The following is a 13,497-nucleotide window of genomic DNA, read 5'->3' as shown; positions in this document are numbered from 1 at the left end:
AGCTATCCAGGCACCCCTGTGCTGTTTGAATATGATCGAAGCTAATGTTTCAACTCCCGGCATAAAATGCGGTACGCGTACGGTTCCAAATCGATATGCATCGTACCGTTTACCGGTTTTACAGGCTCTTGGGTTTCGGCATCGATCCAATCGGTCGTGACGATGGGATGCGATAGGGTACGCTTCGAGTCGCTGTTGTTGATCCAGACGATAAAATGCATGGTTTCGTCGGCACGTTCGTACACGATGCAAGGATCATGAAGATTCGCCTGCAGGAAGCGGAAGCGACCTTGCCGCAAGGCCTTATGCTCTTTCCGCAGCGCGATCATGCCTTGATAAAATGCATACAGCTCCTGGTTTCGCTTCTTGGGATCCCATTCCATGCATTTGCGGCAATCCGGGTCTCCATCCCCGGTCAAGCCGATTTCATCCCCGTAAAAGATGCACGGCGTGCCCATGAAGGTGAACAGGAATACGACGGTGAGTTTCATGCGCCGGATATCTTCTCCCACGCGGGTAAGCAGCCTTGGCGTATCGTGGCTGCAAAGCAGGTTGAATACCACTTCGTTCGTCTGCTGCGGATAACGCATCAGGATCGAGCCGATACGGTTGGCGAAGGTGAGTCCGTCCATGTTGCCGTTGAAAAACTCCAGCACCTTATCGGCAAAAGGGTAATTCATCACGGAATCGAACTGGTCGCCTTGCAGCCAGATCAACGAGTCGGACCAAACCTCGCCCACGATGTAAGCCTCGGGTTTCGCCTTCTTGACAACCTGCCTGAAATCCCGCCAGAAATGATGGTCGATTTCATTCGCAACATCCAAACGCCAGCCGTCAAGATTGATCTCCTTAATCCAATACTCGGCGACGCCCAGCAAGTACGCCTTGACTTCGGGATTGGCGGTATTGAATTTCGGCATGTTTCCGAAGAAGCCGAAGGTGTCGTATGTCGGTATGCCGTCCTTGATTTCGCAAGGAAACCGGTTCACATGAAACCACTCGGCATATTTGGACTTCTCGCCATGCTTCAGAACGTCCTGAAAGGGCGGGAACTCCTCGCTGCAGTGATTGAATACCGCATCCAGAATCACTCGAATGCCTTTCGCGTGGCAAGTATCCACTACCTTTTTCAACAGATCGTTGTCGCCAAAGTGCGGATCCACCTGCTTGTAATCTACCGTGTCGTATTTATGATTGGAGGGGGAGAGGAAGAGGGGGGTAAAATAAATGGCGTTAATGCCCAGGTCAACCAGATCATCCAGATGATCCAGCACGCCCTGCAGGTCACCGCCGAAGAAATTGTCCACCTCCGGCTTGCCGCCCCAGGCTTCGGTTCCATCAGGACTGATGGCCGGGTTCCCGTTGGCAAAGCGTTCCGTCATGATTTGGTAGAATACGGCTTCTTTGGCCCATTCCGGTACTTTGAATACATCGACTTCATGTATGTACGGAAATTCAAAGTAGCCTGCCGGCGGATAGGGGTAATCCCATCCGATTCCGCTGTCCACCATATACACCGTTTCATCTCCCGCATGAATCCGGAATCCGTATGACAACCTTTTGTATTTGGGCCTGACTCCGCATTCCCAGTAATCAAACATGTCGTCAGAGGCGGCCTTTTCCATGGTGATTTCGAAGTACGTACGGTCCCAATCATATTTGTCGCCCGTCATGGCAACAACTGAATCAATGTCGTTCTTCTTGGTTCGAATCCGAAGATGAATGGTATGTGTATCGTAAGCATAGGCCCATTTATCCCTAGGAACATGATACAGCGCTTCTAACAGCATGGTTACACCTCCTATATGAGTAAAGCTATAGCTAATTAATAACCAGCTGCTGGCTTGCCTGAATCAGACAGTGAATGAGACAGGCGGCTTGCAACGTAGATGGACCGAAATCATGCGCTTTCTATAAGATGGGAAGGCAGCCGATAGATTATGCATCCGTCCATAAAGTGTTCCATTCGTATATTCCACACTCTTAATTCCTATTTTGGATGATTCTAAAGCCCTGTGTTTACATTTTAATGCTAGGAGATGAGAAGATTGCGGATAGGATAAGTGATTAACATTAAATCCCATTATTATTGGGATTGAATGGTTCAAGCCCGCTTGTTTATTTTAATAATAGATACACTTCACAGACTGAATCATGTGTGACATGATCACTTTAAGTATGATGATTTGACCGTTGTATTAAAATAGTGGAGTGACATGCTACTACAAGCTGATCTTGTTTGTAAGTTGCAAATTGGAAACCATCAATTTTCATTGCATATTCATGCATCTTGTTTTATAATGACTCAGTTGCTTTTTTTCTAAAGGTTTAATCTATTTGTAACAGTTAGGGGAGAAACGAGACATATGAAACGTAAATTTACAGCGTGGATGACCCTGTTCCTGGTGGTCGTGCTGTCTTTCGGCAGCATCGTCCATGCGGAGGGCGAGAAAAAGACGGTGATTCTCGGCACCAGTGCCGACTATGCGCCATATGAGTTCCATAAAACGATAGATGGCGTGGATACCATCGTCGGATTTGATATCGATATCGCGAAGGAAATCGCCAAGGATCTTGGCGCAGAGCTCATCATCAAGGATACGTCCTTTGATGCGCTCTTGCCGGAGCTGACGAGCGGCCGCGTGGATTTCGTCATATCGGGCATGAATCCAACGGAAGACCGCCGAAAAAGCATTGATTTCTCGGAGCCTTATTACGCTGCGGAACAATCGGTCGTAGTCCGCAAGGAAGACGCCCTGAAATTCAATACGCTTGAAAGCTTGGAAGGAGCCCGGATCGGAGTTCAGAAAAGCTCTATTCAGGAATCCATCGCAAAAACGATACCGAATGCCAATGTAGTTTCCCTCGATAAAATCCCGGATTTGCTGCTGCAGCTGGAATCCGAGCGCGTGGATGTCGTCCTTGCGGAGTATCCGATCGCAAAGGCCAACATGAACGAAGCGACCATGGCCATCACGGAGGCCAAGCCGACGGCGGAGAACGACGCATATGCCATCGGGGTCCGCAAAGGAAACGAAGAGCTGCTTGGCAGCATTAATGCTACGCTCGAGCGCTTAAAAGAAAATAACCAGATCCAGAAATTTGTCGACGATGCCAGCGATTTGGCTGCAGGACGAACAGCAGAGAATTTGAATACCTTTGAATTTTTCTGGAAATATCGCGACTATTATGCCAAAGGCATTCAATTTACGTTGCTTATTTCGGCCCTCGGCGTATTTTTCGGATTCATTCTCGGATTGATTATCGCATTAATGCGGATGTCCGGCGTAAAAATCCTTAAGTTCTTGGCTACCGCATATATTGAAATCATTCGCGGCACGCCGATGCTGGTCCAGCTGTTTATTATCCATTACAGCTTGGCGGCGTTTGATATTAAATTCTCGCCGATCCAGTCGGGTATTTTAACGCTCTCCATCAACAGCGCTGCCTATTTGGCCGAAATATTCCGAGCAGGCATCCAGGGCGTGGATCGGGGACAACTGGAGGCTGCACGCTCGCTCGGGATGACCAAGGGCAAAGCCATGCGCCACATTATTTTGCCGCAAGCGTTAAAGGGCGTTCTGCCTGCCATCGGCAATGAGTTTGTTGTCATCATCAAGGAATCCTCCATCGTATCGTTCATCGGGGTATTCGATATTATGTACCAAGCTCAGATTTTGCGCGGTTCAACCTTTGCCCCGCTGAATCCGCTGCTTGTGGCGGCCATGATCTACTTTATTCTGACATTCGTTCTTTCGAAGCTTCTGGGTGTCTGGGAAAGGAAGTTGAGTGCAAGTGATAACCGTTAAGGATCTTCATAAATCGTTTGGCAAGCTGGACATATTGAAAGGCATCAATATCGAGATCGCAAAGGGTGAAGTGGTGGTTGTCATCGGACCGAGCGGCTCCGGCAAAAGCACCTTCTTGCGCTGTCTCAATCTGCTGGAAGTGCCGACCAGCGGCGAAATTTCATTCGAGGGTGAGCTGATCACCGCCAAGAACCACAATATCAATGCCACCCGCGAGAAAATGGGGATGGTATTTCAGCAGTTTAACCTGTTTCCGCACAAAAAGGTCATCGATAACATCACGCTCGCCCCTATCCAAGTAAAAGGGGTCTCCGCCAAGGAAGCGGAGGCGACTGCCGACGAGCTGCTGAAGTCGGTCGGACTGCAAGACAAGAAGGAGGCTTATCCTTCCCAGCTGTCCGGCGGACAGAAGCAGAGAATTGCCATTGCGCGAGCACTCGCGATGCAGCCCCATGTCATGCTGTTTGACGAGCCGACCTCCGCACTCGATCCCGAGATGGTGGGCGAGGTTTTGGAAGTGATGAAGAAGCTTGCCGAAGGCGGAATGACGATGGTCATCGTGACCCATGAGATGGGCTTCGCCCGCGAAGTGGGAGATCGGATCCTGTTCATGGACGGCGGCAATATCGTGGAGGAAGGCACGCCGGACCAACTGTTCGGCAATCCGACCCATCCCCGAACGCAAGAGTTTTTAAGCAAGGTGTTGTAACTTTTTCATCCTGAATGTAACAAATTAAAAACAGCGCCTAGCCTGGTGTTTCAGGCAGGGCGCTGTTTTTCTTTGTGTGTTGGTAACAATTGCTTGCAGTATAGGTTACAAAATTGTGATATATTCATGTTCGTTGACATACTACATCCGATTTACCAAGCTACATATAAGGGAGGCATCTTAAGATGTTACAACAAATGAAATCTTGGACAAGAAATCGTGGACTTAACAAAAATAATAAGATCGCTGGAAGAACAGCAAAATGGTTTGCCGTTACAGCCGTGGCACTCGGACTGACTTTTGCCGGAGGCGGGCTGCAAGCACATGCAAGCTCCGTGCATGTTGCCAAGAACGGCGATACGTTCTATTTCTTGTCCAAACAGTACGGCGTTAATATGGACAAGCTGATGAAAGCTAACCCAACAATTAAGGCAACGAATATTTACCAGGGGCTCAAAATCAACATACCAGGGACGGTATCGATGAACTCGGCGGCATCCGCGGCGCCCATCGCTCCAGGAAACTCCGGTTTCACCCCAAGCTTGAATGTTATCCCGCAGAATAACGTAGTCGAAGCATGGGGCAAGACGTTTAATTACAGCAAAACTTTGTCCGTTAAAGCTACAGCGTATTCCTCTGCTGCAAGCGAGAACGGCGGTTGGGGCGCGGTTGACTATTTCGGGAATTCCCTTAAGCTTGGCACCATCGCCGTTGATCCCAAGGTAATTCCGCTCGGTACCAAGGTGCTTGTAACAGGACATGAGCATCCAGGACTGCCTAAAAAGGCATTTGTAGCAGAAGCACGTGATATCGGCGGAGCCATAAAAGGGAATAAGATTGATATCTTCATCCCAGGCTCCCAATCATCCGTAAATCAATTCGGCATCCAGGATATCAAATTGTTCATTATCGATTAATTCATATATCGTTAGGAATCGTAAAGACGGCTTGATTGGTCAACTCCCAGTCAGCCGTCTTTTGGCATTCATTCAGACATTATTGCGATTCCGGCACGTTTAACATATCCGGAAGCGTCACGAAGCTGTACCCCTTGTTTCGAAGTTCCGTTATGATGTCGGGGAGCGCTTCAATAGTCCCGGATAGATTGGATCCCACGCCGCCTCCCGCATGCTGAAGAATGATCGAGCCGGGACCGACCGCAGATAAAATATTGCTTTTGACCTCTTCCTTTTGCAGTCCCTTCCAATCGAGGGAATCGACATTCCAATTCACGACCTTGTACCCGTTTTTACGAGCCCACTGCAGCTGTTCTTCATTAATATCGCCATAAGGAGGACGGATCAGCCGCGGGTGGACGCCGGTCAGCGACTTCAAAATCGTGTTGGTACGCTCAATTTGGCTTATGAATTTCTCCAGGCTCAGCTTGTTTAGTTGGGCATGATTGTAAGAGTGATTGCCAATGGCATGACCTTCTTCATGGATGCGTTTCATGAGCTCGGGGTGTTTCTTGGCACGTTCTCCTACCGCAAAAAAGGTGGCCTTCACCTGCTGTTCCTTCAGCACATCGAGTACTTTTCCGGTAAATCGGGGGTCCGGTACATCATCAAAGGTAAGCGCGACCTGTTTGACCCGTGGTCCGCTTGCGCGAAACGTGTCCGGGTATTTTCGCAGCAATTGGCTTAAAGACGGCGCGCCATCTGATGGCTTGCTCTTATTTCGTTTCGAATGATCCATGGCTTGGCCGGACTCCGACATGACGGTAGCATCCTGAGGTTGTTGTGATTGATTATGTAGCGCGGACGCGTTTACCGGGATGCCCGGCACAACGATAAAGAATGATAGGATCCAGAGCAGGCAGATTCCTGCACGGCATCTTTTGAACATCACGATCGGCCCCTTTAGCTTTTTAGTATGGTATGCCCAGTTGGACAAACAATTATCCTCAATATGGGAAACCGAGAGTTTTTAGTTTTCCCTCGGAAAGGTGTATAATAACCCCTAACAGATTTTATTACATCTTAATCATTTGGATGTGGAAGGAGATAATCGCTTGGCTGACTTGTTTACACCCTACAATTTCAAGAATTTGACCCTCAAGAACCGCATTGTTATGCCACCGATGTGTCAATATTCCGTTCAGGCCGGGGACGGGATTCCGAATGATTGGCATTTTGTGCATTACGTCAGCCGTGCCGTGGGAGGCACTGGTTTAATTATCGTGGAAATGACGGGCGTTCACCCGGACGGACGCATAACGAATCAGGATACCGGGATCTGGGACGACAATCAAATTCCTGCTTACCGGCGTATTGTCGATGCCGTGCATTCTTACGGAACGAAGATTGGCATCCAGCTCGGCCATGCCGGCCGAAAGGCGCAGGATGCCGAGCCGTCGGTAGCCCCCTCGGCAATCCCGTTCAGTTCCCATTACAAAATGCCGAAGGCACTCTCCGCTGCCGAAGTGGAAGATCTCATTCTGGCCTTCAAGGAAGGAGCTCGACGGGCTGTTGAAGCCGGATTCGACACGGTTGAGATTCATGGCGCGCATGGTTACCTGATCCATCAGTTTCATTCGCCCCTGACGAATCAACGCAGTGACGAATATGGCCGAGACCTTCCCCTGTTCGGTGAACGGGTTGTCCAGGCCGTTAAGGAAGCGCTGCCCGAAGGCATGCCGATCATCATGCGGGTGTCTGCAAAAGAATATGTGGACGGCGGTTATGATGTGCAGTACTGTGCGGAAATCTGCAAACGATACCGGGATGCCGGGGTCGATATTTTTCATATCTCCTCAGGTGGAGAAGGGGGAGTCGGTTCCAATGGCGGTCCGGAAGCGAAGCCGGGTTATCAGGTCGATCTGGCTGCCGAGTTCAAACAACTGCTGAAGGTCCCCGTAATTGCGGTAGGGCTGCTTGACGATTACAATGTCGCCCAAGAGGTGGTTTTATCGGGCAAGGCGGATATGGTGGCGATTGGAAGGGGCATGCTGCGGGATCCGTACTGGGCGGTTCATGCTGCCAAAGCGCTTGATGAAGAACAGAAAGTTCCGAAGCAGTATGAACGTGGATATTAAAAGTAGTACATGATCAAAATTTCAGGTTTTCAGCACCGAAAAGGTGATCAAAACATGACTTTTTGAACAACCTCTTAAAAATTTTGAAACCGTTTGGGATCATGCAACGTAAACATTTAACATATACCAGTATTTTAAAGCGAAAGCGAGAGGAAGAGAACGATGTCCATATTTAAAAGATTGCGTGACTTGACCATGTCCAATATTAACGCGATTATCGACAAGGCAGAAGACCCGATCAAGATGACGGACCAGTACATTCGCGATATGACCGAAGACCTTGAAGATGCCGAGAAAGCGGTAGCCGCTCAAATCGCCATCGAGAAACGCTTCAAAGCCCTTTATGAGGAGCAGGCTGCTCTCGTGGAAAAACGCACGCAGCAGGCTCATACGGCAGCGCAGGCGCAAAACGTTGAACTTGCCCGCCGTGCGCTGGAAGAGAAGAAGGCAGCTGAAGCCAAGCGCGACGAGTACAAAGCAAGTTACGATCAGAACAAGCTGGCAGCCGACAACCTGCGCGGCAAGCTGGAGGAAATGCGCAAGCAGCTTACAGCGATGAAGAACAAGCGCGAGACGCTGGTTGCCCGTTATAATGCGGCTAAAGCGCAAACCGAGATCAACAAAGCAATGAACGGTTTCGGTTCTGACACGGCTTCGGCCGGGTTGAAGCGGATGGAAGAAAAGATGCTGGCCATGGAAGCGCGTGCCGAAGCAAGCAACGAAATGTCGACGCGCGAGAAATCCCTCGATGAAGAGTTCGAGAACCTCGGCAAGGACAAAGCCGTTGAGGATGAGCTTGCAGCCTTGATGAAGCAGTACGAGAACAAGTAATCCGGGTCTGGTGGTCTGACAGGTAAATAGTATCGATGGCGAGGGAGACGCAGCAGGGCTGAATACTACTGTGCTTCTCCTTCGCTTTTGTTTGGTACCGGATATATACGGGACTCCCCCTTTAAGATTGTCTATCTTCAATGAAAGCAGTCTGATCAGGGCAAGTTGATATGTATGTTGAATGTGTGGAGGCTTAGAGATGGATTTTGATATGATCTTGCGTGTATTGCTTTGGACAGCTGTCGGAGGGCTGCTGTTGTTTGTATTGATGTTCGTGGATTCCCTGTTCACGAAATATAACGATCTTGAAGAAGTGAAAGCGGGTAACATGGCGGTAACCACAAGGCTGATCCTCAAGCTGGTCGCCCAAGGATATATTTTATCCGTGTCGATCGGAACATCCTATCACCTGCTGGAGGCGATTGTGGTATCGGTTGTTTCGTTTATCATTTTGTTTGTTCTCGAAGCGTTGACAGAGATCATGCTTCGCAATTTCGGCAAGCTGAACCTGGATAAGGGAACCCGCGAGGGCAAAACCGGTTACGGTTTGTTCGCAGGATCGCTGCATGTGGTCGGAGCGTTAATTATTACCGCTTGCCTATAGAACGCATAATGGAGATAGGGGATTAGGAAAGATGAGTATGTGGAAAAGAATCAGCAATTTATTTAGCAAGCCCGAGCCGCCCAAGGTAGAGAAGAGCATGTTGCAGCTGGCTCCGGGCGATATTTGCGAAGTGTCTCTGGTTACTTACGAAGTTACGGGCCGCGTGCACAATCGAGGCCGCAACGCGGTCGTACTGACGCTCCAGGATGGCAGCACCATTGCTTATCTTCACATCGAAGAACGCGAGACGGTTCAATATGCACTCTATGCGCCCATCGATGGACGCCTGGATTCGCCGGACGAGGTGCCGTCCATCATCGATCTGGACGATCATGTGTTTCATTTGGAAGAGGAATACGGCGGACATGTTTCGATATCCGGCCGTACCGCGTTTATGCAAAGCGGGGAGCAGCACGTATGGCAGTACCAATCGGATGATTACAAGCTGCTGCGAATCGAATGGCAGAATGGACGGTTTATGCTCTATGAAGGTGAGAAAGTGATACCGGGGGACGTAAGGGTTATCCGGGCGACTTAGGAGTGGTGGCATGAAGGAACGCTCTTTTTTATCTGTAAAAATCATACTGGTACTGAGTCTGTTCGTATCATTATTAAGCGGATGCGGAGCGCCGAATATCAAGGAGACGTATCCGCTGGAGTCCGTCAATCGGGACGGAAATGCAACATCCTATGTGTATCGGGCAGCTGATAAAAGCGTTCCCGAAGTGGCGGGCGAGCTCATGGCGGCGAATTCGCCGGATCAATCGTCTCCCGAGGATCCGGAGCGAATGTTCCTGGTGTATGGCGATGAGTATTACCATTTGCAGCAGGATCCCCAGAAGCCGGCCGATACGCTGATCGAAATCGATTCCAAGGAATACGTTCAGCGCAATTACGATTCCAATTTCCTGCAGGGATACTTGACCGCCGTCCTTATCGGGAATTTGTTTGATTCGATGGGCGGCGGGGGCTATCGCGGCTATACCAGCAAGGATGTGCATAAACCGGCTCAAGGGAACTATAAAAAGCCGACAAGCCAAGATAAGAAGATCGCTCCGCCGTTGACGGTTGACCGGAGCGGGAAAATTACACGGCGCGGTCAGGATACGGTCGGCACGGGCGGAAGCCTGTTCAGACGCAATCCGGATTCGAGTGGTGACCGCGGCTCGATCAAACGCGGCGAAAGCGGCGGAAGTTTGTTCGATTCGCCGAAGAAATCGTACAAGAAGCCCAAGACCCGGATCGGATCCGGTAAGATTTCCCGAAGGGGCCGAAGATAAGAACAATACGCTTCATGCGCATGGTCTAAGGGCCATGCGTTTTTTACTGTTTCGAAACGAAAATATACAACTGGTCAGATACGTACAAGCGATTGCTTGGAGATCAGCCGCTCGGTTTGAAGATCGCTCAGAATGTAGTACAGTAAGATTATCAGTCTGGGATATAGTCAGAAAGCGAGGAATGCGTTGTGAATGATCAGGAACCGATATCGCCCAAGAAACCAAACCATAAATTCGATCGGCGCGCACTACAGGTATCAGACGCGCAAGCGTTAGCAACTTCTTATGCGGATTGCGGCCAGGAGGAGCTCATTCGGCTGCAGGACAGCGATGGCCGGGTGCTTGCTTCGGATGTCGTCGCTCCCCACCCGTTCCCGGCTTTTGCCCGTTCGGGCATGGACGGCTATGCGGTGTCGTCAGCGGATTTGGCGCCATGCGATCAGGGGGAAAAGGTTTGGCTTGAGGTCGTCGACCATATCCCGTGCGGGTATGTCTCCTCCGTGCCGATCGTACAAGGGAAGGCTTCCCGTATCATGACGGGCGCCCAGGTGCCCGAAGGCGCGGACGCTGTCGTGATGCTTGAAGCGACGGAGCTTCGCGTGGAGGATGGTATAACCTATGTAGGCTTTAAGCGTTCCATCGAGAAGGGAAAGAATATTACCCCTCTCGGGTTCGAACTCCAGGAAGGCGATATGATTCTCCGCCGAGGGACTCGCATCGGGCCGGGAGAGATTTCGGTTCTGGCTACGTTTGGCATACATAAGGTTGGCGTGTATCGTCAACCGGTCGTGGGAATCTTCTCGACGGGAACCGAGCTGCTCGACATAACCGAGCCGCTTGAGCCCGGTAAAATCCGTAACAGCAACACCTATATGCTTGCATCGCAAATTCGGGAAGCGGGCGGCGTTCCGGTGATCATGGAGGCCATTCCCGATCATATCGAGCTTGCCCGTCAGAAGGTGGAGGAAGCGCTCCAGAATTATGACATCGTGGTTACGACAGGCGGCGTCTCCGTAGGCGATTACGATATTATGGGGGAGCTGGTGACATCCGGCGGATTGGACATGTTGTTCAATAAAGTCACGATGCGTCCGGGCAGCGTGACAACCGCGGCGGTGAAGGAGGGGAAGCTGCTCTTCGCGCTCTCCGGTAATCCTGGGGCATGCTTTGTCGGATTTCTGTTGTTTGTCAGACCTTCGATTCGAAAAATGCTGGGCATGGAGCAGCTGTATTTAACCGAATGGACAGCCGAGCTGGGTTCGGATTATGCAAAGGTGAATAATTTTACCCGTTTTGTCAGGGGCAGTCTCCAAGCGGTAAACGGCAAACTTGTAGCCACGCCCGCCACCCTGGATGAATCAAGTGTCATGATCACGATCAAGGACAGCGACTGTTTGATTGTTATACCGCCAGAGCTTAGAGGAGCGGTTAAAGGCCAAGCCGTGCAGGTGCTCGTTCTTCCAGGGGGTTGGTCATGAAGGTCTTCCAGTTCTGCGGGTATAAGAACAGCGGCAAAACCACGCTCATTGCGGCTCTGATTCCACAATTGAAACGACAAGGCATCAGGTTAGCCGTCATCAAGCATGATGGGCATGGCTTTGACATGGACCGGGAAGGGACGGATACGTACAAATTCCGCGAGGCCGGAGCCGAGGGGGTTGCCATTGCCTCGCCGGGCCGGACGGCCATGCTGAGGGAAACGGAGCTGGACCTCGATACGTTGATACATATGTACACTGATTATGACATGATGCTGGTCGAAGGGTATAAGAGGATGCCTTACCCGAAACTGGTACTGCTGCGGGGAATGGAGGACAGGGGGCTGCTGGATCAGGTCGAGGAGATCCGGGGCATCGTCGTGAATCCCGACATGCTAAAGGAACCGCCCGGCGTGCAGGAGATTCAGCATCGGCTGGCGGTTCCTTTGTTTACTTGGAATGAGACGGAGCGGATCGCGTCGCTTATACTATCATTGTAAAAAACCATAATTATTCGTCGGAACGCCGCTCTATCGCCTCGGACATCGTTTTGTCCGTCAAATGGGCATATACTTCGGTCGTTTCGGTGGAAGCGTGCCCCAATTGTTCTTTCGTTTTATATATGTCATTTTGAAGATAGTAATCCGTTGCAAACGAGTGCCGCAGCTTGTGCACGGTCAGGGACGGCTTGCCAAAACGCTTGGCGTATTTAATGATCATTGCCTGAATTGCCCGTTTCGTCATGCGCTGTCCTTCATTCTGGCCGTTGCGCAGCGCGACGAAAAGAGCTTTTTCTTTTTTCGGCACCTTATAGCGGGTCTGCCGCATCTGCAGATAATGCTCGAGATCGTCTTTGGCCTGCGCCCGGAAGTAGACCGGGGTTTTGAAGGTTTCATCGTTATTGCCCTTACGATACACATGCAGCATTTTATTGTTCAGGTCGATGTCTGCAAGATTCAAGTTGACCACTTCGGATACGCGAAGACCGGAGTTTAGAATAAGGCTGGCAATGCAGGCATCTCGGACTTTGTTCTGTTCATGAGCGTATAGAGCCTGTTTGTTATTTTCCACATCTTGTCCGTATCCTTCGTGAATGTAAGTGATGAAATCCTGAAGCTCTTCTTCTTCCAGTATTTTTCCTTTCAACTTGGCAGCCGTATCTTTGGGCTTGTGAATTCGTTTGATCTCCACTTTCGCCATGATGTTGCGCTTAAGGAGCGGGTAAAAATCCTCATCCTCCGCAATCTGGCTTAAATAATGGAACAGAGAGCGAAGCGATGACAGTTTGCGGGAAACCGTAATTCGGGAGTTGGTGCCTTCCCGGCGCGTGGTCAAATATAATCGGTAACCTGTGATGCTGTCCATGCGGAGGGTCTCCAGCTCAAGCAGCGTCACGTCTCGGTTAGAGGCGGCATGTGAGAGCCCTTCCGACCGGAGCCAATTAAAAAACGTTTCATAGTCCCTTACATATTCGAGCAGCGTGGAGGGGGAGAGATCCGGAAGTTTGTAGTCGATAAATTGCTGCACAAACCAAGGCATGGCCGGCGCTTTCTCATCGAGTCTTGCGCGGTCGATATCTTTTTGTATATTCATGTTCCACCTCGAATGATTGTCATTATATACTAGTGTAACATATGGAAAGTCCGTCGTGCTTAATGCCTCACACGATCGTCTCCTCGATCCGATGGCTGCTTGTGTTTCAACATAGACGGATACTATGATGAAGATGGGAAGCATTTAATATGATAGTGA

The 13,497-nt window shown here is 50.2% G+C and carries 13 protein-coding genes; 10 read left to right on the top strand and 3 right to left on the bottom strand.

Annotated elements, in window-relative coordinates; translation table 11 throughout:
• Window positions 1-41: 41 nt before the first annotated feature.
• Window positions 42-1,790: an alpha-glycosidase gene (locus tag BMX45_RS21250; protein ID WP_090911593.1), complete on the bottom strand. Its 1,749-nt coding sequence runs from the start codon at window positions 1,788-1,790 to the stop codon at window positions 42-44.
• Window positions 1,791-2,366: 576 nt separating this feature from the next.
• Between BMX45_RS21250 and BMX45_RS21245 the strand changes: the two genes are divergently transcribed.
• The 3 genes from BMX45_RS21245 (at window position 2,367) to BMX45_RS21235 (ending at window position 5,435) form a co-directional block, all read left to right on the top strand.
• The gene (locus BMX45_RS21245) at window positions 2,367-3,809 is read left to right on the top strand and encodes an ABC transporter substrate-binding protein/permease (RefSeq protein ID WP_090911591.1); all 1,443 of its coding nucleotides are present in this window, start codon (window positions 2,367-2,369) and stop codon (window positions 3,807-3,809) included.
• Window positions 3,796-4,518 (top strand): amino acid ABC transporter ATP-binding protein, encoded by a 723-nt coding sequence (locus tag BMX45_RS21240; RefSeq protein WP_175495177.1) that lies wholly within the window; start codon window positions 3,796-3,798, stop codon window positions 4,516-4,518. Before BMX45_RS21245 ends, BMX45_RS21240 begins: the two co-directional genes overlap by 14 nt.
• Window positions 4,519-4,703: 185 nt before the next feature.
• Entirely contained in the window at window positions 4,704-5,435 is a 732-nt protein-coding gene (locus BMX45_RS21235) for a 3D domain-containing protein (RefSeq protein WP_090911587.1), read from the top strand.
• A gap of 79 nt (window positions 5,436-5,514) precedes the next feature.
• Here BMX45_RS21235 and BMX45_RS21230 read toward each other — a convergent pair whose 3' ends face one another.
• Window positions 5,515-6,363 carry a polysaccharide deacetylase family protein gene (locus BMX45_RS21230; RefSeq protein WP_090911585.1) on the bottom strand — a complete coding sequence of 283 codons (849 nt, stop codon included), beginning with the start codon at window positions 6,361-6,363 and terminating at the stop codon, window positions 5,515-5,517.
• Between the two features lie 166 nt (window positions 6,364-6,529).
• Between BMX45_RS21230 and BMX45_RS21225 the strand changes: the two genes are divergently transcribed.
• From BMX45_RS21225 to mobB, 7 genes are all read left to right on the top strand, one after another.
• On the top strand, window positions 6,530-7,552 hold the full coding sequence (locus tag BMX45_RS21225) for an NADH:flavin oxidoreductase/NADH oxidase (protein WP_090911583.1): 1,023 nt from the start codon (window positions 6,530-6,532) through the stop codon (window positions 7,550-7,552).
• A gap of 162 nt (window positions 7,553-7,714) precedes the next feature.
• Window positions 7,715-8,383: a PspA/IM30 family protein gene (locus BMX45_RS21220; protein WP_009589445.1), complete on the top strand. Its 669-nt coding sequence runs from the start codon at window positions 7,715-7,717 to the stop codon at window positions 8,381-8,383.
• Window positions 8,384-8,582: 199 nt separating this feature from the next.
• On the top strand, window positions 8,583-8,987 hold the full coding sequence (locus BMX45_RS21215; protein WP_090911581.1) for a DUF350 domain-containing protein: 405 nt from the start codon (window positions 8,583-8,585) through the stop codon (window positions 8,985-8,987).
• Window positions 8,988-9,018: 31 nt separating this feature from the next.
• On the top strand, window positions 9,019-9,525 hold the full coding sequence (locus BMX45_RS21210) for a DUF4178 domain-containing protein (protein WP_009589430.1): 507 nt from the start codon (window positions 9,019-9,021) through the stop codon (window positions 9,523-9,525).
• Window positions 9,526-9,535: 10 nt separating this feature from the next.
• The gene (locus BMX45_RS21205; protein ID WP_090911580.1) at window positions 9,536-10,267 is read left to right on the top strand and encodes a DUF4247 domain-containing protein; all 732 of its coding nucleotides are present in this window, start codon (window positions 9,536-9,538) and stop codon (window positions 10,265-10,267) included.
• A 188-nt stretch (window positions 10,268-10,455) separates the two neighbouring features.
• A complete protein-coding gene (glp, locus tag BMX45_RS21200; RefSeq protein WP_090911578.1) occupies window positions 10,456-11,745 on the top strand; it encodes a molybdopterin molybdotransferase MoeA in 1,290 nt (429 codons plus the stop codon).
• Complete coding sequence (gene mobB, locus BMX45_RS21195) at window positions 11,742-12,245, top strand: molybdopterin-guanine dinucleotide biosynthesis protein B (RefSeq protein WP_090911576.1); 504 nt, start codon at window positions 11,742-11,744, stop codon at window positions 12,243-12,245. Before glp ends, mobB begins: the two co-directional genes overlap by 4 nt.
• A 10-nt stretch (window positions 12,246-12,255) precedes the next feature.
• On the opposite strand, the gene xerS is transcribed toward mobB, so the two are convergent.
• Complete coding sequence (gene xerS / locus BMX45_RS21190; RefSeq protein WP_090911573.1) at window positions 12,256-13,338, bottom strand: tyrosine recombinase XerS; 1,083 nt, start codon at window positions 13,336-13,338, stop codon at window positions 12,256-12,258.
• Window positions 13,339-13,497 lie beyond the last annotated feature (159 nt).

The organism is Paenibacillus sp. cl141a (assembly GCF_900109305.1).
GTDB classification, from domain to species: domain Bacteria; phylum Bacillota; class Bacilli; order Paenibacillales; family Paenibacillaceae; genus Paenibacillus_AQ; species Paenibacillus_AQ lautus_A.
Note: the sequence above shows the minus strand (reverse complement) of the source record. Positions and strands in the feature narration are given on the sequence as shown.

Excerpts from the sequence above, each read along its gene's own strand:
- xerS (WP_090911573.1), bottom strand. The coding sequence starts at position 13,338 with ATGAATATACAAAAAGATATCGACCGCGCAAGACTCGATGAGAAAGCG.
- BMX45_RS21215 (WP_090911581.1), top strand. The coding sequence starts at position 8,583 with ATGGATTTTGATATGATCTTGCGTGTATTGCTTTGGACAGCTGTCGGA.
- mobB (WP_090911576.1), top strand. The coding sequence starts at position 11,742 with ATGAAGGTCTTCCAGTTCTGCGGGTATAAGAACAGCGGCAAAACCACG.
- BMX45_RS21250 (WP_090911593.1), bottom strand. The coding sequence starts at position 1,790 with ATGCTGTTAGAAGCGCTGTATCATGTTCCTAGGGATAAATGGGCCTAT.
- BMX45_RS21230 (WP_090911585.1), bottom strand. The coding sequence starts at position 6,363 with ATGTTCAAAAGATGCCGTGCAGGAATCTGCCTGCTCTGGATCCTATCA.
- BMX45_RS21235 (WP_090911587.1), top strand. The coding sequence starts at position 4,704 with ATGTTACAACAAATGAAATCTTGGACAAGAAATCGTGGACTTAACAAA.
- BMX45_RS21220 (WP_009589445.1), top strand. The coding sequence starts at position 7,715 with ATGTCCATATTTAAAAGATTGCGTGACTTGACCATGTCCAATATTAAC.
- BMX45_RS21210 (WP_009589430.1), top strand. The coding sequence starts at position 9,019 with ATGAGTATGTGGAAAAGAATCAGCAATTTATTTAGCAAGCCCGAGCCG.
- BMX45_RS21245 (WP_090911591.1), top strand. The coding sequence starts at position 2,367 with ATGAAACGTAAATTTACAGCGTGGATGACCCTGTTCCTGGTGGTCGTG.
- BMX45_RS21205 (WP_090911580.1), top strand. The coding sequence starts at position 9,536 with ATGAAGGAACGCTCTTTTTTATCTGTAAAAATCATACTGGTACTGAGT.